Here is a 20,129-nt window from a genome sequence, read left to right on the forward strand (position 1 = left end):
GGCCCCACCGCCGTTCACGCGTCCTACAGCGCCACGCCCAGCAGCGCGTCCACCGCCCGGGAGATCAGACCGGGCGCGCCCGTGTCCTCACCGCCCTCGCGTTCCTGACGGGCCGCCCAGCGGTCCACGGCGGCCAGCGCCGCGGGCGCGTCCAGGTCGTCGGCCAGGGCGGTACGGATCTCCTCGACCACCGCGTCGGCCGACGGGCCGTCCGGACGGGACACCGCCGCACGCCACCGGCCGAGCCGTTCGGCCGCCTCGGCGAGCACGCCGTCCGTCCACTCCCAGTTGTCGCGGTAGTGGTGGGCCAGCAGGGTGAGCCGGATGGCCGCCGGGTCGACCCCGTCGCGGCGCAGCTTGGAGACGAAGACGAGATTGCCCTTGGACTTGGACATCTTCTCGCCGTTGAGCGCGACCATCCCGGCGTGGACGTACGCCTTCGCCATCGGGAACTCGCCGGTGAGCACCTGGGCGTGCGACGCGCCCATCTCGTGGTGCGGGAAGGCCAGGTCCGAGCCGCCGCCCTGGACGTCGAAGCCCATGCCCAGGTGATCCAGTGCGATCGCCACACACTCGATGTGCCAGCCGGGACGGCCGGGGCCCAGGCTGCCCCCGTCCCAGCTCGGCTCGCCCTCGCGGGCGGCCAGCCACAGGATCGGGTCCAGCGGGTTCTTCTTGCCCGGCCGGTCCGGGTCGCCGCCGCGCTCCGCGGAGAGGATCCGCATCGCCGTCGCGTCGAGGTTCGACACCTTGCCGAAGTTCGGGTCCGACTCGACCGAGAAGTACACGTCCCCTTCGAGCTCGTACGCCGCCCCGGCGTCCCGCAGCCGCTCGACCAGCGGGACGATCCCGGGGATGGCCTCGACGGCACCGATGTAGTGGGCGGGGGGAAGCATCCGCAGAGCGGTCATGTCCTCGCGGAAGAGATCGGTCTCGCGCTCCGCGAGCTCCGTCCAGTCGTCGCCGTTGAGCGCCGCCCTTTCCAGGAGCGGGTCATCGACGTCCGTGACGTTCTGGACGTAATGGACCTGCCGCTTCGTGTCGAGCCACACGCGCTGCACGAGGTCGAACGCGTTGTAGGTGGCCGCGTGTCCCATGTGGGTGGCGTCGTATGGAGTGATCCCGCATACGTAGATGCGGGCGACCGGACCGGGGACCAGGGTTACCGGTCCGCCGGTCGCGGTGTCGTGAAGACTGAGGTCGCGTCCGCTGCCCGGGAGGGCAGGGACGTCGGAAGCGGGCCAGGCATGCATGTCATGAGATTAACCGCCCGCCTGATCAGCAAAACGACCGGAGGGCACCCGCTTGGTGTGACCTTTCTTTTCTGCCCTAGATCGGGGGCCAGGGAATGGCCGGCCACTCGCCGCTCGGGACCGGGTGGAGGCCGGTGCCGAGGAGGTCGGCGACGCGGTCGCGTACGGCCTGGAGCTCGACGGCGGTGATCAGGCCGGAGAGCCGGTCGGCCAGGCCGTCCGAGAGGTCGGCGGCGAGGCGGCCGAGGACGTCGCGGGTGTCGGCGTCGAAGGGCTCGCCGGCCCAGCCCCACAGGAGGGTCCGGAGTTTGTTCTCGGCGTTGAAGGTGACGCCGTGGTCGATGGCGTAGAGATGGCCGTCGGCGGTGGGCAGGAGGTGGCCGCCCTTGCGGTCGGCGTTGTTGATGACGGCGTCCAGGACGGCGAGGTGGCGCAGCCGCGGGTCGTCGGCGTGCACGAGCAGGGCGGTGCGCCCCTGGCCGACCTCGGCGAAGCCGACCGCCTTCCAGCCGGGCTCGGGCTCCTCACCGTCGACCAGGGCGAGCAGGCCGTCGTCCTCGCCCTCCGGTGCCGTCTCGATCCACAGCTGGCACATCCCCTGGCCGTACGGCCCGTCGCGCAGCACCGTCGGCGGTACGAGCCCCCAGCCGGTCGCCTCGGAGACGAGGTACGCGGCCACCTCGCGCTGCGCGAGCGTTCCGTCCGGGAAGTCCCACAGGGGCCGCTCGCCGGCGACCGGTTTGTAGACGCAGTGGGCCTCCCGGCCCTCGTACTCGACGGCGCAGTAGAGCACCGCGTTGGAGGCGTCGCGCAGGCGCCCGCGTACGGTCAGCACACCGTGCGTGAGAAGCGCGAGATCGGCCGCCGGACCGGTCAGGCCGTCGCCGACCGCCGGTACCCGTTCTGACGCGGGCATACGTGTCCTTCCGGGTCCAGGGGGAGGCTGCACAGCGGGCACGGCGGCCGGCCCGCGGAGACGACGTCCAGGGCGCGCTTGGCGAAGGACCGGGCCTGCGCTCCGGTGAGGCGGACCCGCAGCAGTGGGGGGCCGTTCTCGTCGTCCTGGAGCAGCAGTTCCTCCGCGGCCTCCAGGTCGTCCTCCTCCGAGGCCTCGATCTCGACGAGCGCCTGGGCCTCCAGGATCATCCGCTCCTCGGCGCCGTCCCAGGCCAGCGCCATGGTGCCGACCCGGAACTCCTCCTCGACCGGCATGTCGAGCGGCGCGGTGTCGGCGAGTTCGGCGGGGGCCACGGCGGGTACGGGGGCGGCACCGCCGGTGCGCCGGACGACCTCGTCCAGCAGTTCGTCGATCCGCTCGGCCAGCGCCTCGACCTGGGTCTTCTCCAGCGCCACACTGGTGGTCCGGCCGGCGGCGGTGGCCTGCAGGAAGAAGGTGCGCTGACCGGGCTGGCCGACCGTCCCGGCCACGAACCGGTCCGGCTTGTCATAGAGGAACACCTGACGCGGCACTTCCTGCTCCGTTTTGGTTGGGTCACTCGTACAGGCTCACCACCCTACTGCTGTAGCTGATCACGAGGCGCCGGTGCCGCCCCCGACCACCGCGTCGCCCGGGGCCCCGGCGTCCGGCTTCTCCCGCGGTACCAGGACGCTGAGGTCCCCGGTGTCACCGAGGCGCAGCAGGAAGGGCCGTTGGGGGGTGTAGTTGATCGCGGTGACCGAGCAGGGGTCGACGGCGAGCCGCTGGAAGAGGTCGAGGTGCATACCGAGGGCGTCGGCGGCGACGGACTTGATGATGTCGCCGTGCGAGCACAGCGCATAGACCGCGTCCGGGCCGTGCTCGGCCTCGATCCGGTCGTTCCAGTCCCGCACCGCGTCGACCGCGCGGGCCTGCATGGCCCGGATGGACTCGCCGCCCTCCCCCGGGAACACCGCGCCGGACGGGTACCGCTGGACGGTCGCCCACAGCGGTTCCCCGGCCAGCTCGGCGAGCTTGCGGCCGGTCCAGTCGCCGTAGTGGCACTCGCCGATCCGGTCGTCGGTGTACATCGGCAGTTCGGGACGGATGTCGAGCAGCGGCTGTACGGTCTCGCGGCAGCGCTGCAGCGGGCTGGTGACGACAGCGGCGAGCGGCACTCCGGCGAGCCGGCCGGCCAGCGCGCCCGCCTGGTCGCGGCCGCTGTCGTCCAGGGCGACGCCGGGGCTCCAGCCGGCCAGCACGCCGTCGGTGTTGGCGGTGGACCGGCCATGCCGGACGAGGATCACGGTGGGCATGGACGCCAGCCTACGTCCGGGGCCCCACCGGCACCGACCGGGCACGGACTGGGCGCCGGCCGGCCACGGATCGGGCATGGATCGCGGCGATCGCGGAAGAATATCCAGGGTGATCGTGGACTGCGCCATCTACAAGGACGGACATCGCGTCGACGCGCCCTCGGACCTGTCCGACGCCCTCGACAAAGCACGCGCGGAGGGTGACTCCTTCGTGTGGATCGGCCTGTACGAGCCGACGGAGCAGGAGTTCGGGCTGGTCACCGCCGAGTTCGGGCTGCACCCGCTGGCGGTGGAGGACGCCCTGAAGGCACACCAGCGGCCCAAGCTGGAGGTCTACCACGACTCGGTCTTCGCGGTCCTCAAGCCGGTCGACTACGACGACGCCCAGGACACCGTCACCGCGGGCGAGCTGATGGTCTTCGTCGGCGACGCCTTCGTGGTGACGGTCCGCCACGGCCACGGCATCTCCCCCGCCGACGTACGCCACCGCCTGGAGGCCGACCCCGAGGTGCTGCGGCACGGTCCCTCGGCGGTGCTGTACGCCATCAGTGACACCGTCGTGGACCACTACACCGAGGTCGGCAACGAGCTGCAGACGGACCTGGAGGAGCTGGAGGCCGAGGTCTTCCAGCCCGAGGCCGCCCTGCCGAGCTCCCGGCACCGGGCCGCGAGCACCGCGAGCACGGCGAGCACGGCGAGCCGGATCTACAACTTCAAGCGCCAGGTGCTCGAGTTCCGCCGCGCGACCGGGCCGCTGGCGCAGCCCATGACCCGCCTGGCGGCCGGCGACGTGCCGTACACCGAGCCCAGGACCAAGCCCTTCTTCCGCGACGTCGCCGACCACCTCACCCGCGTGAACGAGCAGGTCGAGGGCCTCGACCGGCTGATGTCGGACATCCTCCAGGCCCACCTGACCCAGGTGAGCGTCCGCCAGAACGACGACATGCGCAAGATCTCGGCCTGGGCCGCCATGGCCGCCGTCCCCACCATGATCGCGGGCATCTACGGCATGAACTTCGACCACATGCCCGAGCTGCACTACGTCTGGTCCTACCCGACGGTCATGGCGGTGATCTTCGGGCTGGTCTACGGCCTCCACCGCACTTTCAAGCGCCGCGGCTGGCTCTAGTGCCGCGCCACTAGACGGGTTCCGGAGCGGGCGCGGTCCCGCCCATGGCGTTGCGGCGGGCCGGCATCGCGAGGGTGACCATCCGCCGCCAGCCGACGAGGCGCTCGTAGGCGTACAGGGCGTGGATGCCGGCCCGGAGGGCCAGTGCCTTCGGCCGGGGCCAGCCGAGGATGCGGCCCATGTTGGCCATGACGGCGAGGCTGACGTCGCGGTAGACGCGGATCTCGGCGCGGGCGGACTCGCGCAGGATGCGCTGGATGGTGCGGCCCTGGCCCGCGTGGGCGAGGCGCAGCAGCTCCTCGTGGCAGTAGGCGAGGTGGTTGTCCTCGTCGTGCGAGATCATCCGCATCGCCTTGCCGATGACCGGGTGGTCCCCGAAGTGCCTGGTGAGCAGCGCCATCTGCTCGGCGGCCCGCTGCTCGGTGACCCGGCTGTGCGAGAGGTACGTGACGATGTCCCGCTCGGTCAGCGGCTCGTCGCGGCGCAGCTGGTCGTGGGCGAGGCCGATACCGGCCCGCTCCAGGAGCATCGTGTAGTCGGTCTCCGGAGGTACCGGGACGGGGTCGAGGCCGCGCTTGTGCAGCAGGGCGTTGAAGATCCGGCCGTGCTTGTCCTCGTCGGCGCCGTGCCGGGTCACCTTGGGGACCAGGTCCTGCTGGGTGGCCGGTACGAGGGCCGCGATCCTGCCGTTCTCCCAGCCGCCCTGCGATTCCCCGCTGGCGGCGATCGAGCAGAAGAGCCGGAACGAGTCGTCGTTGTCGAGAATCTCCTGGAAAAGGCTCCTGGCCGACAGCATCACGTACCTCCGCGAATCGCCCGAAAGCGAACGTATGCAGAGGAAAAGTCAAGTCGAGGTCGGCGGGGCGGGCAACACGAAGACACCCAACCGATTCGTAACCCTTGGCGTTCACGTGCGTTGTGTTTGGTGACGGCCGTGGCGGGGAAGACCCCCGAGCCCCCACCACGGCCGCAGAAAGCGAAGCGATTCACAACCCGGCGTAACTTGTCGTACCTCCTGGGTAAGGTGCAACAACGAGGTCGAGGGGCGCCCTCTCTTCAGAGGTATGGGATCGCGAAGCGGGTGGACATGTTCAGCAAGGTCACCAGGATCCGTCCGACGGCGAGCCGGCTCGGGCCGGCGGGCTCGGACTGGTCACCGTACGACCGCCTCGACGACGCCGCGCACGCCTACTTCCTGCACGCCGACGTCGCGCTGGACGCGATCTCCGGGGTGCTCGGCCGCCGCCGCATCCGCGGCTTCACCCTGGAGCGGGTGGTGGACCTCTCCGAGTCCGGCACCTCGGTCTGGCAGGAGGCCGCCATCTGCGACGGCCGCCGCCTCATCCTCTGGCACAGCGAGGAGCTCGAGGACGACACCGCCCCCGGCGGCACCGTCCTCGACTCCTCCGTGCAGGTGCTTCCGCTCTGCGCGATCGGTCACGTCGGCATGCGTACGCTCGTCGGCAGCGACGAGCAGGGGCGGCGCGTCGACCGGGGCGTCTTCGTCGTCCTGGCCACCGCCATGCCGCACGAGCTGAGCGCCGTCCAGAGCGGCGACGCGGACGGCGGCATCGCGGCGGCCCGCTTCCGGCCCGAGGCATTCCGCTTCAGCAAGTCCCTGGACGACGGGGGCGCCGGGCAGATATCGCGCCTCATCGACTTCGGACGGCTGCTGGGCCGGCTGGTTCCGGGCTGAGCGTCAGGCGAGTCCGGCCAGCTCCAGGGCCTCCGTACCGGCCCGCAGGGCGGCGAGGCGCTCGTCCAGGGTGAGGCCGGCCGGGCTGAGGCTCAGTGTGGTCACGCCGGCCTCCGCGTAGGCCCGCATGCGGTCGGCGATGCGCTCGACGGAGCCCAGCAGGGTGGTGGAGTCGATCAGGTCGCGGGGCACGGCGGCCGACGCGCCCTGCTTGTCACCGGCCAGGTACTTGTCCTGGATCTCGATGGCTTCCTTCTCGTAGCCCATGCGGCGGGCGAGCTTGTTGTAGAAGTTCTGCTGGCGGCTGCCCATGCCGCCGACGTACAGCGCGGTGTACGGGCGGAAGAGGTCGGCCAGCGCGTCCACGTCGTCGCCGAGGGCGATCGGGACGGTGGGGCAGACGTCGAAGCCGTCGAGGGTCTTGCCGACCTTCTCGCGGCCGGCCCGGATCGGGGCGAGGGCGGTCTCCTCCAGGTGCTCGGCGGAGGGGAAGATCAGCAGGGCGCCGTCGGCGATCTCGCCGGTCTGCTCCAGGTTCTTGGGGCCGATCGCGGCGATGTAGAGCGGGATGTGCTCGCGCACGGGGTGCACGGTGAGCTTGAGCGGCTTGCCGGGGCCGCCGGGGAGGGGCAGGGTCCAGTGCTCGCCCTCGTGGGACAGCCGCTCGCGGGACATCGCCTTGCGGACGATCTCGACGTACTCGCGGGTGCGGGCCAGCGGCCTGTCGAACTTGACGCCGTACCAGCCCTCCGAGACCTGCGGGCCCGAGACACCCAGGCCCAGGCGGAAGCGGCCACCGGAGAGCGAGTCGAGGGTGGCGGCCGTCATGGCGGTCATCGCGGGCGTACGGGCCGGGATCTGGAAGATCGCCGAGCCGATGTCGATCCGCTCGGTCTGCGCCGCGACCCAGGACAGCACGGTCGGCGCGTCGGAGCCGTACGCCTCGGCGGCCCAGCACACGGCGTAGCCGAGCCGGTCCGCTTCCTGCGCGACGGCGAGATTGTCCGAGTCCATCCCGGCGCCCCAGTAACCGAGGTTGATCCCGAGCCGCATACCGCTCCCCTTACCGATCAGTAACGTCCTTGTTCCCCGGACCTTATCGCCCTCGTGGCGATCCGGCGCCTGTCGGGTTCGTCACTGCACCCCATAGTCCCCCTCTGGCCAGTAATCTCAGCCGTCATGGAGCAACGGCATCTCGGTCGCACCGGCCTGCGCGTGTCCCGGCTCGGGCTCGGCACCCTCACCTGGGGCCGGGACACCGGAGAACGGGACGCCGCGGACCTGCTCAAGGCCTTCTGGGAGGCCGGCGGGACCCTCGTCGACACCGCCGACGTCTACTCCGACGGCAGCTCCGAGTATCTGCTCGGGCGGCTGATCGGGGACCTCGTGCCCCGGTCCGACCTGGTGATCGCCACCAAGGCGGGGAGCGTGCCCGACCCCGACCGGCGCTTCGACGGCTCGCGCGGCCATCTGCTCGCCGCGCTGGACGCCTCCCTCCAGCGGCTCGGCACGGATTACGTCGACCTGTGGCAGGTGCACGCCTTCGACCCCACGACCCCGCTGGACGAGACCCTCCAGGCCCTGGACATCGCCGTCACCACCGGGCGCGCCCGTTACGTCGGGGTCTCCAACTTCTGCGGCTGGCAGCTCGCCAAGGCCGCGACCTGGCAGCGGGCGGTGCCGGGGCGCACTCCGCTGGCCAGTACGCAGATGGAGTACTCGCTGCTGCAACGGGGCATCGAGCGGGAGGTGCTGCCGGCCGCGCTCGACCTGGGTGTCGGTCTGCTGCCCTCCTCGCCGCTCGGGCGGGGCGTGCTCACCGGCAAGTACCGGCACAGCACCCCGCCGGACTCGCGCGGCGGCTCCCAGGACATGGCGCCGTTCGTCGCGCCGTACCTGGACGAGCCGGCCCGCCGCATCGTGGACGCCCTCGCCATAGCGGCCGACGGGCTGGCCTCGTCGCCCCTGCAGGTCGCCCTCGCGTGGCTGCGCGACCGGCCGGGCGTGGCCGCGCCTATCGTCGGCGCGCGCACCGCGCAGCAGCTCACGGCCGCGTTGTCAGTGGAGACCCTTAGTCTTCCGGATGAGATCTGCCAGGCGCTGGACGACGTGTCGGCGCCGCTGCACCGCTATCCGGACCACGACTGGAGCTCGCTCTAGGCGCCGGTCCGCCGCACCACGGAGGCCATCGTGACCGAGGACCGCACCGACCAGGACGACACCGCCCGCCCTGCGGCGGCCGCGGGGGCGCAACTGCCGCCCGGGTTGCAGGACTTGGCCGCGGCCGTCCGGGCGATCGAGCGGGGCGAGCGGCCCGCGGCGAAGAAGACGGCGCCCGCTCCTTCGCCTTCGCCTGCGTCATCGTCCGCGCCTTCGTCCGCGCCTTCGCCGACCCCGGCTCCAGCGGCAGCACCGGCCCCCGCGGCCGAACCGCCGCGCGGCCGTCCGGTGATTCCGGCGTCCGGCGACGCGGTCGCCGACGCGCGGGCCGTGCTGGCGGCGGGCGGTGCGCCGGAGGCGTTGGCGGAGGCCGCGGTGGCCGTGCTGGGCGAGCGGGCCGGGGAACTGCTGCGCGACGACCCGTGGCAGGTGCTCGCGGTGGCCGGGGTGCGGGTGGAGCAGGCGGACGGGTTCGCCAAGGCGCTGCTCGGCGGCGAGGGCGGGCCAGATGACGAGCGGCGGGTGCGCGCCCTGGTCGGCTGGTTGCTGGAGCGCGCGGCCGAGCAGGGCCACACCGCGCTCGAATCGTCCGTCCTGCAGGCCGCGTTGGGCAAGCAGGCGGTGACCGACCCGGAGGAGGCGCTGCGGGCGGCCGTCGCCGACGGCGGCGTCCTGGTCTTCCACGACGCCGAGGAGACCCCGGGCAGTGCGAAGCGCGACGAGGACGACGAGCCGTCCGTACGGCTGCTGTTCGGCCTCGACCGGTACGCGCTGGCGGAGGAGAGCCTGGCGGACGGGCTGGGGCGGCTGCTCAACACGTTCGAGGGGGGCGACGACTCGGAGGACGGCTGGGAGGCGGCCGCCGCGGCCGCGCCCTCATCGTCCACCGCCGCGCTGATCCGGGCGGTGGCCGGGAGCGGCCTGGTGGCCCACACCGGCGGCGAGGCGGCCCGTGCCGAGCCCGCGGCGCTCGTGGCGGCGGCCCGGTCGCTGGGACTGCGGGCATACGCGGCCACGCACGCCCCCCGCGCGAACGATCCGGAGTCGCTGACCGTCGCCGGACTGCTGTCGGGCGCACAGGGCCCCGGGCGGGACGAGGACGGCACGCTGGCGCTGGACCTGCTGGCAGTCCTGGACGCGCCGCTGCTGGACGTCGAGGCGGCGGCGACACTGGTGGAGGCCGTACCGGACGGGGCCCGGCTGGTGCTCAGCGGGGATCCGGGCGTGCTGTGGTCGACAGGTCCCGGCCGGGCGTTCGCGGATCTGGTGGCCGCGAAGACCTGCCCGCAGGTCGCGTCCCGGACGCCGGATCCGGGACCGATCGGCGAGCTGGTGTCCGGCATCGGCATCGGCGAGCTGGAGCAGGTCGACGCACCGGGCAAGGAGGTCGTGATCGTGCCGGTGCACGACGCCGGTGAGGCGGTGCACCGCACCGTGCAGCTGGTCGCGGACTCCGTGCCGCGCGCGATCGGCGTCCCGGCCGAGCAGACCCAGGTGGTCACGCCCGGCCATGGCGGCGCGGCCGGCACCCGGGTGCTCAACGCGGCCCTGAAGGAACGGCTCAATCCCGGCCCCGGCCGGTTCGCCGGCTTCGATCCGGGCGACCGGGTGCTCCACCGCTCCGCCTTCGGCACCGTGGTCACCGCCGACGCGGACGGGCTCCACCTCGACTGCGGCGGTGCCCGCGTGGTCGTACCGCGCGAGGCGGTCGCCTCGGGCGCCGTGCGCCATGCCTGGGCGGTGACGGCACCCCAGGCGGCCGGGCTGCGCTGGCCGGCGGTGGTCGTGGTGCTGCCCGGGGACGCGGTGGGGGGGCTGACCCGGGCGTGGGTCTACACGGCGTTCAGCCGGGCCGAGCAGCACCTGTCAGTCGTCCAGGGCGCGGACCAGGCCCTGGCCCGGGCAGTGGCCGAGATCCCGGCCAAGGAGCGGACGACCCGCCTGCGCGCGGTGCTGCGCGAGCAGGTGGGCGCCGTGTAAGGGCTCAGGGCCTGTCTTGTGGATCTCCGTGGGAGAAGGAGCGGGGTCTGGCGCCTGTGATCGCAAGGCGGTGGGGGCACCCCAGCCACCAGGGCTGGGGGAGAGCGAAGCGACGCGGTGGGGGCACCTCCCAGCCGCCAGGCTGGGGGACGTCGTTGACTGACGACAACGCCGCGAGCTCCCCCAGCCCTGGGGGCCAGGAGGTGCCCCCAGGTGCCAGGGCACGCGACGCCGCGGAGATCCGCCGGACAGGCCCTAGTGGTCGGGGTCGAGCGCGTCCAGCTCGTCGTCGAAGACCGCGCTGACGTCGAAGCGGCAGACGACGAGCTGGGGGTCCGCCTGGTCGAAGGGGGTTGCCAGCCACTCCCCCGGCTCGGTGGGCTCGGCCGCCGCCACCCAGAGCGTGGAGTCGCCCTCCTCAAGGCCGAACTCCTTGTGCCGCTGGGCGATCTCATCGGGTTCGTACTCCCCGAAGAGCACCCCGACCGCTGTGTTGACGCTGTCACCCGCCGTGTCGTCGTCGGCGCCCGCGATCCGCTCGGCCTGGGCGAACAGCCGCTGGGGCTCGGCCACGGTGTAGTCGCGGCGGATCAGCACGCTGATCGCGACCGGGTCCTCCGGCCCGGCGTACTCGGGCAGGGTGTCGCCGGAGGGCACCTCGAAGGGGGTGACCTCGTCATACGCGTCGTAGAGCAGCTCGTCGTAGGCTTCGGCCGCCGTGGCGAGGGCGTCGAACGCGGCGTAGATCGCGGGGTCGTCCTCCCCGTTGCGGTTCTCGATCGCTTCGAGGTGACGGTCCAGCGCGGTCTTGACCGCCTCGGCGGCGGCACGTACCTCGTCAACGGTGGGCTGCGCGGCATCAGACATGCAGCAGACGCTATCCGTACCAGGGTGTTCCCCGCACAATAGATGCGATGGCTGAATACGAATTCAGAGAGATGTATGTGCCGCGGGGCGTGACCCGCAAGGAGGCACAACGGCTGCTGACCGACGAAGCGGAGTACGGCCACTGGGAGTTGGACCGGGTCCGCCTGTACCCCGACGGGAGCCGCAAGGTGCGGCTGCGCCGCCGGATCATCCGCCAGGTCCGTGCGACGTGGTGAGCGCAGGGTGAGCACGGATGACAGTGCGGTGACCGCAGGCTGACATGGATCGGGGCCCCGTGAGGTTCACGGGGCCCCGATCCACGCGGCTCCTGAAGCGCTGATGCCCGCTGTGGCGGGGATCAGGCCCGGGTCTTGCGGGAGCGGCGGAAGAGCGCCGCGCCGCCGAGCAGCAGGCCGGCGCTGGTGACCAGCGTCAGGCCGATGTTCTCCGCGCCGGTGTGGGCCAGCTGCGGGCCGGTCTTCGCCGGCATGTGCGTGACCGGCTTGGCCGGGTGCGCGGGCTTGGCCGGAGTGTGCGGCTTGCCGGGGTGCGAGGGCTTGCCCGGGTGCGAGGGCTTGCCCGGGTGGTTCGGCTTCTCCGGGTGGTGCGGGAACTTCGGGCCGTGGCCGTGGCCGCGGTCCTCGCCGTGGCCGTGGTGGTGGCCGTGACCTTCGGCGTTGACGCACGTGTTGCCGATGGCGGGGTTCGCCGCGGCGATGCCGTTCACCGAGTTGCCGCAGACGTTGACCGGCACGTCGACGGGCACCTGGATGACGTTGCCCGAGGCGACGCCCGGCGAGCCGGCGGCAATGGCGTCGGCGGAGGCACCGCCGCGGCCGTGGTGCTCGTCCGAGTCGTCGTGACCCGATCCGAACCCGTGGCTGGAGCCGTGGTCCGAGTGGTCCGAGCCGTGGTCCCAGCCGGAACCGTGCTTGTTGCCGTGGTCGGAGTCGTGCCCGGAGTCGTGCCCGCCGCCTGCGTTGACGCAGGTGTTGCCCGCCGCCGGGTTGAGCACTCCGACGACGTTGACCGTGTTGCCGCACGCGTTCACCGGGACGTGGATGGGCACCTGGATGGCATTCCCGGACAGCACACCCGGTGATCCGGCGGCCACGCCCTGCGCATTCGAGTCGGCGTAGGCCAGCCCACCGGTCACGGCCAGCACGCCACCCGTGGCGACGACGGTGAGCAGGCCCTTTTTGGCGACCTGTCGCATGATTCTCCCTGACTTGGAAGGAATGAGGAGCAGATGGGTCCTGGACCGCTGTCCGATTCCCACCAGTAGCCGTATCGGCCCCGGAATGCCAGCGGCGTTCCGGGGCCGAGCGGGGTCGGACCATCAACAGGTCCGACGCAACGTCACTTGTTGATGCAGGTGTTGCCGATCGCGGGGTTCAGCAGCCCGACGACGTTGATGGTGTTGCCGCACAGGTTGATCGGGATGTTCACCGGAACCTGAATGACATTGCCCGACACAACACCCGGGGAACCGACAGCGGCAGCCTGGGCGTTGGAGTCGGCGACGGCCACGCCCGCGCCGGCGGCCACAAGACCACCGGTGACAGCGGCAGCGGCGACGACCTTCTTGATCATTTTTCCTCCTCGTTGGCAAAACGGCCCCAACCGCGGACCGCAAATGAACCAACGACACCGGAGGAGGTCAGCTACTGGTGGCCGGATTCATTCACCCTTTTCGGCTAAAACAGGCAGGAGGCGTAACCAAGGGTCACATGTCGACGAGTCGCTTCCGCAGCGGCGGTTCAGCAGTCGTCGAGGAAGCGGTCGAGCACCCGGACGCCGAACTTCAGTCCGTCCACCGGCACTCGCTCGTCCACCCCGTGGAACATCCCCGCGAAGTCCAGCTCCGGCGGCAGCTTCAGCGGCGCGAAGCCGAAGCAGCGGATCCCCAGGTCGTCGAAGGACTTCGCGTCCGTACCGCCGGACAGCATGTACGGCACGGCGTGCGCGATCGGGTCCTCGGCCTTGAGTGCCGCCTGCATCGCGTCCACCAGGGAGCCGTCGAAGCCGGTCTCCAGCGCCTTGTCCGAGTGCACGTCCTCCCGCTTCACCCGCGGCCCGAGGATCCGGTCCAGGTCGGCGAGGAACTCCTCCTCGTGGCCCGGCAGGAAGCGCCCGTCGACATGCGCCGTGGCCTGGCCCGGGATCACGTTGACCTTGTATCCGGCGCCGAGCATCGTCGGGGCCGCCGTGTTGCGCAGCGTCGCACCGATGATCTTGGCGATACCGCCCAGCTTGGCCAGCGTCGCCTCCATGTCCTCCGGGTCGAGCTCGGTGCCCAGCGCGTCGGCCAGCTCGTCCAGGAACGACCGCACCGTCTTGGTGACCCGCACCGGGAACTTGTGCCGCCCCAGCCGACCGACCGCCTCGCACAGCTCGGTGATCGCGTTGTCGTTGTTGGTCATCGACCCGTGGCCCGCCGTGCCCTCCACGGTCAGCCGCATCCAGTGCATGCCCTTCTGGGCCGTCTCGATCAGATACAGCCGCAGATTCTCGTTCACCGTGAAGGAGAAGCCGCCGACCTCGCCGATCGCCTCCGTCACCCCCTCGAACAGCTCCGGGTGCTTGTCCACCAGGTGCCGCGCCCCATAGATGCCGCCCGCCTCCTCGTCCGCGAGGAACGCCAGCACGATGTCCCGCGGCGGCTTCCGCCCGCTGCGCAGCCGGTCGCGTACGACCGCCAGCGTCATCGCGTCCATGTCCTTCATGTCGACCGCGCCCCGGCCCCACACGCAGCCGTCCGCCACCTCGCCCGAGAACGGGTGGTGCGTCCAGTCCTCCGCGTTCGCCGGTACGACATCGGTGTGCCCGTGGATCAGCAGCGCCGGCCTCGACGGGTCCTCCCCCGCGATCCGCGCCACCGTCGAGGCCCGCCCCTGGTGCGACTCGAAGATCCGCGGCTCAAGGCCTACCTCCGCAAGCTTCTCGGCCACATACTCGGCGGCGCCACGCTCACCTGGCCCCGAGTGATCGCCGTAATTACTGGTATCGATCCTGATCAGGTCCCGGCACAGGTCGACCACCTCGTCCTCGCCGGCGATCGTACGGGCGGCCGAGTTCGACTCGCTCACGCTGTCTCCTCCTCGTTCGGGTTCCACTGCCATCCTCCCGCGCCTGTCCACCCCACCGCCCACCACCCTTCCGCGCCCCCGGCGGCGGCGCGTCCGGGGTGATCGGGCACCCCCGAATGTTTGCTATCGTTTCCTACGTCGCCGCGCCGAGAGGCAAGCGACAAAACACCTGGTCCGGGTGGCGGAATGGCAGACGCGCTAGCTTGAGGTGCTAGTGCCCTTTATCGGGCGTGGGGGTTCAAGTCCCCCCTCGGACACAACAACCACAACCACTACGCCCATCGACGGTGCTGGCTGCGATTCGGCCGGCACTGTTTGTTTTTCATGGTCGTAGGTCAGACGCAGTCCCAGCTGACGGTAGATCTTGGCCTTGTCCATGGGATCCGCCTCGCGTAGCACGGACAGCAGCCCGCCGAGGGCGTCCACCAGTGCGCGGATCTCGCCTCGAGTCATCCGCAGCCGGGTCCTGCGGCGTTCTCGATACTTGCCAGTTTGGCCTCAGCCGCAGCCTTCTGTGCCTGTATTTCTCGGCTCCATGTAGCGACGAATGCAGGGCCTCTCCGACCTGGGTGGCCAGGCCGGTGGTGGCGAAGACCCGGCGCAGGGTGGCTTTGGGGCGGGCGAACGCCAGGGTGATGCCGCGGTCGGCGAGTTCGGCCATACCCATCGCGGCGGGCACCGCCACGGCCGCCACCGTCAGCCCGACCGTCGCGTCCTTGGCCCACGACCCAGTCCCCTGCGAGACCACGCGTGGCGAGGATCGTGCTGCTCACCGTACGGAAGGTGTGCACGGCGCAGGCGCTTCCTGCTCCCGGGCCCACCCGTACGGCCCAGCCGGCCCGGGGCACACGTAGTGCGGTGTGGGGAGGGTGGCCAGGCCTTCTGGCCGGCGCCGTCTGATCGCCGGGCGATGCCGTGGGCCGGCGGTGGACATCCGCACCGCCGCGAGACGAGTCATCATCGGAGGAGACCGGAAGGAGTGCGGTGGTATCGACCATCTCCCGTGCGTTGGCGCAGGCTCGCTTCCTGGCTCGGCTGGCGTTGGTCTGCGTGGTGGGCGCGGTGGCGGTGCTGCTGGCCGTGAGCGGCCTGGGCAGTCTGCTGGTCCTTGCCGCCGGGGTGGCAGGGCTGGTGGTCGCGGCGGCCGGGACGTGGTGGGTGCTCTCCCACCGTGGGGCTGTTCGCGTGGCCGGTGCGCTGCTCGCGCTCGGCGCACCTGCGGCCGTGGTGGCGATCTACACGCGGGCCGGCCTGTGGCCGGCCGCGCTGGCCGCGTTGGCCCTCTCGGGGGCCGCAGTGGCCTGCGCGCGATGGGCACTGGTGCGGGCGCGGCATTCGCCCGGCATGCGGGCAGTCGCGGCGCTCCGGCCCGCACATCCGGTGCTGATCATGAACCCGAAGTCCGGGGGCGGGAAGGTCGGCCGTTTCGGGCTGGTGGAGAAGGCAGAGACGCTGGGGGCCCGGGTCGTGCTGCTGGACACTTCTGTCGAGCAGGATGTCGCCGGGATCGCCCGCCGCGCTGTCACCGAGGGCGCAGATCTGCTCGGGGTCGCAGGCGGTGACGGCACCCAGGCACTGGTGGCCGAGGTAGCGGCCGAGCACGACCTGCCGTTCGTGGTCGTCTGCGCGGGCACCCGCAACCACTTCGCCATGGACCTGGGTCTGGACCGCGATGACCCGGCTCGCAGCCTGGACGCGCTGACCGACGGGGAGGAACTGCGCGTCGACCTGGGAATGGTGGGCGGGCGGCCCTTCGTCAACACGGTCTCCTTCGGTGCCTACGCCCAGATCGTGCAGCGCCCCGAATACCGGGAAGCCAAGGCCGGTACCACCCTGGACGCGCTGCCCGAGCTCCTGCTCGGATACTCCGGCCATCCCCTCCACACTCTGGTGGGCGACACCCACCTGGACTCACAGCAAGCAATCCTGGTCAGCAACAATCCCTACGCCCAACCCGAACCGATGGCCGCCGGCGGCCGCCGGGCCCGGCTCGATCTGGGAACCCTGGGTGTCGTCGGGGTGCGGGTCAACAACGCCGCCCAGGCGGCCGAGATCGCACTGCGAGGCGTCCGCGCGTCGGCCCTGCATGTCCTGACCTCCGCCCAGGTCACTGTGGACTGCGAATCGCCGAGCATCCCGGTCGCCGTCGACGGGGAGGCGCTTGACCTGCCGACCCCCGTCATCTGCAGCCTCCGCCCACGACGCTTGCGCGTGCTGGTCCCCAGACACCGTCCGGGGCCACCGACGGCCGGACAGCCCCCCAGCTGGCCGGACGTCCTCACTCTGGCCCTCGGCAGGCAGCCGGCGTCGGCCTCCGCGGAATACGGCGATCCGCAGGCAACGGGTGGTGGCGGTCTGCGTCAGGCGCCGCAGCGCGAATCCTCCGCGGATTCACGCCACAGCGCGGGGAAGCGGCTGGCCATCTCGCCCTCCACCCAGTCCAACCGGCGTGTCAGCAGGTTCTGGTCGTACAACTGATTCGACAAGAGGCTTTCCGAGTCTTCCTACAAGTCGTCGACGTCCAGCTCCAGTGCCGCCGCGACCTTGGCCCGGGCCGCCGCCGTCTTCGGGGGCAGATGTTCCGAGGGCCACTGCGAGTCCGACGGCCGGTAGTCCCTCAGCACCTGACGGGCGACGGTGATCTTGTGAACCTCGGTGGGTCCGTCCACGATGGCCATGACCGGTGCCTGCATCCACATACGACCCAGAGGCAGCTCGTTGGACACCCCCAGGGCGCCGTGCACCTGAATCGACCGGCGCACGATGTCCTGCAACACGGTCGGGGTGAGGGCCTTGATGGCCGCGATGTCCTTGCGGACCTTTTTGTAGTCCTGGTATCGGTCGATCTGCCAGGCCACGTTCAGTACGAAGAGGCGGAACTGCCGCAGCTGTGCGTACGAGTCGGCGATGTACTCCTGGACGGTCTGTTTGGCGGACAGGGACGTGCCCTTCGTGGTCCGGCTGAGCGCGCGTTCGCAGAGCATGTCCAGCGCCCGCTGGGCCAAGCCCACCGTCCGCATCGCGTGGTGCACCCGCCCGCCGCCCAGCCGGGTCTGGGCGACGGCGAAGGCGCCGCCCTCCTCGCCGAGCAGGGCGTCGGCCGGGACGCGGACCTGCTCGTAGTGAATGAGAGCGTGCGCGCCCTCGTCCTCGGTCTCGCCGATGAGACCGGTGTTGCGGACGATGTTCACGCCGGGTGTGTCCCGTGGGACGAGGAACATCGACATGCCCTTGACGGGGCCCGCCTCGGGGTCGGTGTACGCCATGACGATGAGGAACTCCGACCAGCGGGCGTTGGAGGAGAAGAACTTCCAGCCGTCGATGACCCAGTCGTCGCCGTCGCGGACCGCACGGGTGGTGAACATGGCGGGGTCGGCACCGGCATGTGGCTCGGTCATGGAGTAGCAGGAGAAGATCTCACCGGACAGCAGCGGCTCCAGGTACCGCTTCTTCTGCTCCTGCGTGCCGTAGTGCGCGAGGATCTCGGCGTTGCCGGTGTCGGGCGCCTGGGTGCCGAAGATGATCGGCGCCCAGGACGACCGGCCGAGGATCTCGTTCAGCAGTGCCAGCTTGACCTGGCCGTATCCCTCTCCCCCGAGCTCCGGGCCGAGGTGGCAGGCCCACAGCCGCTGGTCCCGCACCGCCTGCTTGAGCGGGTCGACGACCTTACGGCGCTCCGGGGTGAGCGGCTGGTAGTTGGCGGGGGCGGGCCACACCAGGTCGAGGGGTTCGACCTCTTCGGTCACGAATGTGTGCGCCCAGTCGAGCTTGTGCTGGAATTCGGGGTCGGTGCTGAAGTCCCATGCCATGTCGTGCTGTCCTCCTGATGCGGGGTGTCGTTTACTGGTGCCGTCGCGCCGTCCTACGGCCGGACCAACCGGTCAGGGAATGCCGCCATCGGCCCGGAGGATGGCTCCCGTGGTGTAGCTGGAGGCGTCGCTCGCGAGGAAGAGCGCCGCGCCGACGATCTCCTCGGGCCTGCCGCCACGGCGCAGAGCGTGCCGCTGGAGCTCCTTCTCGGTGTGCTCCATGTCCCAGGCCTTGCTGATGTCGGTGTAGAACGGTCCCGCCATGAGGCAGTTGACCCGCACGGACGGGCCGAAGGCGTGCGCGAAGCCCTCGGTGATGGCGTTGAGCCCCGCCTTGGCGGCCGCGTACGGCAGGATGGCGGGCATGGGCCGGATCGAGCCGGTGCTGCTCACGTTGATGATCGAGCCGCCGCCCTGTTCGGCCATACGGCGCCCGACCAGCGCGCACAGACGGAACGGACCCTTGAGGTTGAGGCCCACGACGCTGTCCCACATCTTCTCGGTGACGTCGGCCGGTTCGTCGTAGAGCAGGGACATGCCGGCGTTGTTCACCAGCACGTCCACCCGGCCGAAGTGGCCGTACGCCGCCTCGAGCAGGCCATCGATCTCGTCCCAGCGCCCGACGTGGCAGCCATGCGCCAGTGCCTTGCGTCCGGTGCTCTCGGTCACCTCGCGGGCCAACTGCTCGCAGGCGTCGGACTTGCGGCTGGTGATGACGACGTCGGCGCCGGCCTGCGCGAAGGCGAGGACCATCTCCCGGCCCAGGCCCCGGCTGCCGCCGGTGACGAGCGCGACCTTGCCGGTCAGGTCGAACCGGTCGAAGGGGACGGGGACTTCGCTCATCGCGCCACCGCCGTACGGGAGAGCTCGGCCGCCTTGCGGATGAGTTCGGGAACCATGTGGACGAACGGCGAGGCCTGGGGATCGCCGCCGTTCGCGGCGGCCACCCGGGCGACGCTCTGTTCGAGGACGATGCCGAGCTTGAACCGGGCCAGGACGACGTAGTAGTCGATCTCGTCGACCGGTCGTCCGCTGACCTTCGCGTAGTGGTCGAGGAGAGCGTCCCGGGGTGGCATGCCGGTGTAGTCGAGGTAGCGCGAGTGCTCCATGTCGTCGCCCTCGGGCGACCAGGTGATCAGCGCCCAGCCGAGGTCGAGCAGCGGGTCACCGACCGTGGCCATCTCCCAGTCGACGATCGCGGCGAGCCGGGCCGGGCGGCCCTTCGCGTACATGACGTTGGCGAACTGGTAGTCGCCGTGCATGATCCCGGGTCGGTACGTCTTCGGCCGGTAGTCGCGCAGCCAGGCGGCCGCGGTGTCCAGGCCCGGCAACTCGCGGAACCGGTAGGCGTCGAGGAAGGCCGTCCACCGGTCGACCTGCCGTTCGTGGAACCCGTCCGGCCGCCCGAAACCGTCCAGGCCGAGCGCCTGCCAGTCCACCCGGGCGAGCCGGGCGATCCCGTCGACCAGCTCGAAGGCCAGCCCGGCCCGGGCTTGGAGATCCCGGTCGAAGGGGGCCGGCCAGCCGGTCGGCAGCGGCGACCAGCCCTCGACGTGGTCCATCACGTAGAAGGGCCGCCCGAGGACGGCGGGGTCGTCCGTGGCCGCGTGAGCCCGGGCATGCGGTACGTCGGTGCCGCCCAGGGCTCGGACGAGGCGGTATTCGCGCATCATCCGGGCTGCCCGGGCCGCGTCGGCGTGGGCCGGGGCGCCGCGAAGGACGAGTCGGGCGGTGCCCCGGCGCAGTTCGTAGAGCTGGTTCTGGGATCCACCGCTGAGTGGGGTGACGATCAGTTCGGAGCCGGTGCCGGGCAGTCCCTCGGCGTCCATCCACCGTTCGAGCCGGTGGCGGTCGAGACCGCCACCGACCGTAGTCTTCGTCTGGTCCATACTGCGGAGAATATGATTCTCTATA

General features: G+C 71.2%; 19 protein-coding genes and 1 tRNA gene. 7 read left to right on the forward strand and 13 right to left on the reverse strand.

The genetic code is table 11. The features are described from left to right. Positions 1 to 23: 23 nt before the first annotated feature. From mshC to ACFXJ5_RS38955, 4 genes are all read right to left on the reverse strand, one after another. Positions 24 to 1,253 (reverse strand): cysteine--1-D-myo-inosityl 2-amino-2-deoxy-alpha-D-glucopyranoside ligase, encoded by a 1,230-nt coding sequence (gene mshC, locus ACFXJ5_RS38940; RefSeq protein ID WP_384642490.1) that lies wholly within the window; start codon positions 1,251 to 1,253, stop codon positions 24 to 26. Positions 1,254 to 1,329: 76 nt separating this feature from the next. Then, positions 1,330 to 2,169 carry an SCO1664 family protein gene (locus ACFXJ5_RS38945; protein ID WP_384642493.1) on the reverse strand — a complete coding sequence of 280 codons (840 nt, stop codon included), beginning with the start codon at positions 2,167 to 2,169 and terminating at the stop codon, positions 1,330 to 1,332. Further along, positions 2,127 to 2,723, reverse strand: a complete 597-nt coding sequence (locus ACFXJ5_RS38950) for a DUF3090 domain-containing protein (RefSeq protein ID WP_384642496.1) — start codon at positions 2,721 to 2,723, stop codon at positions 2,127 to 2,129. The genes ACFXJ5_RS38945 and ACFXJ5_RS38950 overlap by 43 nt, the downstream gene beginning before the upstream one ends. Before the next feature lie 60 nt (positions 2,724 to 2,783). Beyond that, complete coding sequence (locus tag ACFXJ5_RS38955; RefSeq protein WP_384642499.1) at positions 2,784 to 3,485, reverse strand: histidine phosphatase family protein; 702 nt, start codon at positions 3,483 to 3,485, stop codon at positions 2,784 to 2,786. A gap of 76 nt (positions 3,486 to 3,561) precedes the next feature. On the opposite strand from ACFXJ5_RS38955, the gene ACFXJ5_RS38960 reads away from it, so the two are divergent. Further along, entirely contained in the window at positions 3,562 to 4,614 is a 1,053-nt protein-coding gene (locus tag ACFXJ5_RS38960; RefSeq protein WP_384642501.1) for a magnesium and cobalt transport protein CorA, read from the forward strand. A gap of 10 nt (positions 4,615 to 4,624) precedes the next feature. Here ACFXJ5_RS38960 and ACFXJ5_RS38965 read toward each other — a convergent pair whose 3' ends face one another. Further along, positions 4,625 to 5,410 (reverse strand): ferritin-like domain-containing protein, encoded by a 786-nt coding sequence (locus ACFXJ5_RS38965; protein WP_384642504.1) that lies wholly within the window; start codon positions 5,408 to 5,410, stop codon positions 4,625 to 4,627. 291 nt (positions 5,411 to 5,701) lie between these two features. On the opposite strand from ACFXJ5_RS38965, the gene ACFXJ5_RS38970 reads away from it, so the two are divergent. Continuing rightward, complete coding sequence (locus tag ACFXJ5_RS38970; protein ID WP_384642507.1) at positions 5,702 to 6,310, forward strand: hypothetical protein; 609 nt, start codon at positions 5,702 to 5,704, stop codon at positions 6,308 to 6,310. Between the two features lie 3 nt (positions 6,311 to 6,313). Here the strand turns inward: ACFXJ5_RS38970 and ACFXJ5_RS38975 are convergent, their stop codons facing one another. Next, positions 6,314 to 7,363 carry an LLM class F420-dependent oxidoreductase gene (locus tag ACFXJ5_RS38975; RefSeq protein ID WP_384642509.1) on the reverse strand — a complete coding sequence of 350 codons (1,050 nt, stop codon included), beginning with the start codon at positions 7,361 to 7,363 and terminating at the stop codon, positions 6,314 to 6,316. Positions 7,364 to 7,489: 126 nt separating this feature from the next. Between ACFXJ5_RS38975 and ACFXJ5_RS38980 the strand changes: the two genes are divergently transcribed. Together ACFXJ5_RS38980 and ACFXJ5_RS38985 are read left to right on the forward strand one after the other, a co-directional pair. Then, entirely contained in the window at positions 7,490 to 8,470 is a 981-nt protein-coding gene (locus ACFXJ5_RS38980) for an aldo/keto reductase (protein ID WP_384642512.1), read from the forward strand. Between the two features lie 30 nt (positions 8,471 to 8,500). Next, positions 8,501 to 10,450 carry a helix-hairpin-helix domain-containing protein gene (locus tag ACFXJ5_RS38985; RefSeq protein ID WP_384642515.1) on the forward strand — a complete coding sequence of 650 codons (1,950 nt, stop codon included), beginning with the start codon at positions 8,501 to 8,503 and terminating at the stop codon, positions 10,448 to 10,450. Between the two features lie 255 nt (positions 10,451 to 10,705). Here ACFXJ5_RS38985 and ACFXJ5_RS38990 read toward each other — a convergent pair whose 3' ends face one another. Further along, a complete protein-coding gene (locus ACFXJ5_RS38990; RefSeq protein WP_384642517.1) occupies positions 10,706 to 11,317 on the reverse strand; it encodes a hypothetical protein in 612 nt (203 codons plus the stop codon). Between the two features lie 47 nt (positions 11,318 to 11,364). On the opposite strand from ACFXJ5_RS38990, the gene ACFXJ5_RS38995 reads away from it, so the two are divergent. Beyond that, positions 11,365 to 11,553, forward strand: a complete 189-nt coding sequence (locus ACFXJ5_RS38995; RefSeq protein ID WP_384642520.1) for a DUF5703 family protein — start codon at positions 11,365 to 11,367, stop codon at positions 11,551 to 11,553. A 122-nt stretch (positions 11,554 to 11,675) separates the two neighbouring features. Here the strand turns inward: ACFXJ5_RS38995 and ACFXJ5_RS39000 are convergent, their stop codons facing one another. The 3 genes from ACFXJ5_RS39000 to ACFXJ5_RS39010 form a co-directional block, all read right to left on the reverse strand. Further along, on the reverse strand, positions 11,676 to 12,533 hold the full coding sequence (locus tag ACFXJ5_RS39000) for a chaplin family protein (protein ID WP_384642522.1): 858 nt from the start codon (positions 12,531 to 12,533) through the stop codon (positions 11,676 to 11,678). Positions 12,534 to 12,676: 143 nt separating this feature from the next. Then, positions 12,677 to 12,910: a chaplin gene (locus tag ACFXJ5_RS39005; RefSeq protein ID WP_384642525.1), complete on the reverse strand. Its 234-nt coding sequence runs from the start codon at positions 12,908 to 12,910 to the stop codon at positions 12,677 to 12,679. Positions 12,911 to 13,077: 167 nt separating this feature from the next. After that, positions 13,078 to 14,406, reverse strand: coding sequence for a M20/M25/M40 family metallo-hydrolase (locus ACFXJ5_RS39010; RefSeq protein ID WP_384642527.1), 1,329 nt, complete (start codon positions 14,404 to 14,406; stop codon positions 13,078 to 13,080). A gap of 172 nt (positions 14,407 to 14,578) precedes the next feature. Here ACFXJ5_RS39010 and ACFXJ5_RS39015 point away from each other — a divergent pair. Next, positions 14,579 to 14,663: transfer RNA gene (locus ACFXJ5_RS39015), tRNA-Leu, on the forward strand. A 727-nt stretch (positions 14,664 to 15,390) separates the two neighbouring features. Further along, entirely contained in the window at positions 15,391 to 16,884 is a 1,494-nt protein-coding gene (locus ACFXJ5_RS39020; protein ID WP_384642530.1) for a diacylglycerol/lipid kinase family protein, read from the forward strand. A 26-nt stretch (positions 16,885 to 16,910) separates the two neighbouring features. On the opposite strand, the gene ACFXJ5_RS39025 is transcribed toward ACFXJ5_RS39020, so the two are convergent. The 3 genes from ACFXJ5_RS39025 to ACFXJ5_RS39035 all read right to left on the reverse strand — a co-directional run bounded on the left by ACFXJ5_RS39025 (position 16,911) and on the right by ACFXJ5_RS39035 (position 20,104). Beyond that, positions 16,911 to 18,215, reverse strand: a complete 1,305-nt coding sequence (locus ACFXJ5_RS39025; RefSeq protein ID WP_384642533.1) for an acyl-CoA dehydrogenase family protein — start codon at positions 18,213 to 18,215, stop codon at positions 16,911 to 16,913. Between the two features lie 72 nt (positions 18,216 to 18,287). Further along, positions 18,288 to 19,058 (reverse strand): SDR family NAD(P)-dependent oxidoreductase, encoded by a 771-nt coding sequence (locus ACFXJ5_RS39030; protein ID WP_384642535.1) that lies wholly within the window; start codon positions 19,056 to 19,058, stop codon positions 18,288 to 18,290. Further along, positions 19,055 to 20,104: a phosphotransferase family protein gene (locus ACFXJ5_RS39035; RefSeq protein WP_384642538.1), complete on the reverse strand. Its 1,050-nt coding sequence runs from the start codon at positions 20,102 to 20,104 to the stop codon at positions 19,055 to 19,057. The genes ACFXJ5_RS39030 and ACFXJ5_RS39035 overlap by 4 nt, the downstream gene beginning before the upstream one ends. Positions 20,105 to 20,129 lie beyond the last annotated feature (25 nt).

It is taken from the genome of Streptomyces sp. NPDC059373, assembly GCF_042751495.1.
Taxonomy (GTDB): Bacteria; Actinomycetota; Actinomycetes; order Streptomycetales; family Streptomycetaceae; genus Actinacidiphila.

Excerpts from the sequence above, each read along its gene's own strand:
- ACFXJ5_RS38970 (WP_384642507.1), top strand. The coding sequence starts at position 5,702 with ATGTTCAGCAAGGTCACCAGGATCCGTCCGACGGCGAGCCGGCTCGGG.
- ACFXJ5_RS38995 (WP_384642520.1), top strand. The coding sequence starts at position 11,365 with ATGGCTGAATACGAATTCAGAGAGATGTATGTGCCGCGGGGCGTGACC.
- ACFXJ5_RS39005 (WP_384642525.1), bottom strand. The coding sequence starts at position 12,910 with ATGATCAAGAAGGTCGTCGCCGCTGCCGCTGTCACCGGTGGTCTTGTG.
- ACFXJ5_RS39035 (WP_384642538.1), bottom strand. The coding sequence starts at position 20,104 with ATGGACCAGACGAAGACTACGGTCGGTGGCGGTCTCGACCGCCACCGG.
- ACFXJ5_RS38960 (WP_384642501.1), top strand. The coding sequence starts at position 3,562 with ATGGATCGCGGCGATCGCGGAAGAATATCCAGGGTGATCGTGGACTGC.
- ACFXJ5_RS39030 (WP_384642535.1), bottom strand. The coding sequence starts at position 19,058 with ATGAGCGAAGTCCCCGTCCCCTTCGACCGGTTCGACCTGACCGGCAAG.
- ACFXJ5_RS39025 (WP_384642533.1), bottom strand. The coding sequence starts at position 18,215 with ATGGCATGGGACTTCAGCACCGACCCCGAATTCCAGCACAAGCTCGAC.
- ACFXJ5_RS38965 (WP_384642504.1), bottom strand. The coding sequence starts at position 5,410 with ATGCTGTCGGCCAGGAGCCTTTTCCAGGAGATTCTCGACAACGACGAC.
- ACFXJ5_RS38945 (WP_384642493.1), bottom strand. The coding sequence starts at position 2,169 with ATGCCCGCGTCAGAACGGGTACCGGCGGTCGGCGACGGCCTGACCGGT.
- ACFXJ5_RS38980 (WP_384642512.1), top strand. The coding sequence starts at position 7,490 with ATGGAGCAACGGCATCTCGGTCGCACCGGCCTGCGCGTGTCCCGGCTC.
- ACFXJ5_RS38955 (WP_384642499.1), bottom strand. The coding sequence starts at position 3,485 with ATGCCCACCGTGATCCTCGTCCGGCATGGCCGGTCCACCGCCAACACC.
- ACFXJ5_RS38990 (WP_384642517.1), bottom strand. The coding sequence starts at position 11,317 with ATGTCTGATGCCGCGCAGCCCACCGTTGACGAGGTACGTGCCGCCGCC.
- mshC (WP_384642490.1), bottom strand. The coding sequence starts at position 1,253 with ATGCATGCCTGGCCCGCTTCCGACGTCCCTGCCCTCCCGGGCAGCGGA.
- ACFXJ5_RS39000 (WP_384642522.1), bottom strand. The coding sequence starts at position 12,533 with ATGCGACAGGTCGCCAAAAAGGGCCTGCTCACCGTCGTCGCCACGGGT.
- ACFXJ5_RS38975 (WP_384642509.1), bottom strand. The coding sequence starts at position 7,363 with ATGCGGCTCGGGATCAACCTCGGTTACTGGGGCGCCGGGATGGACTCG.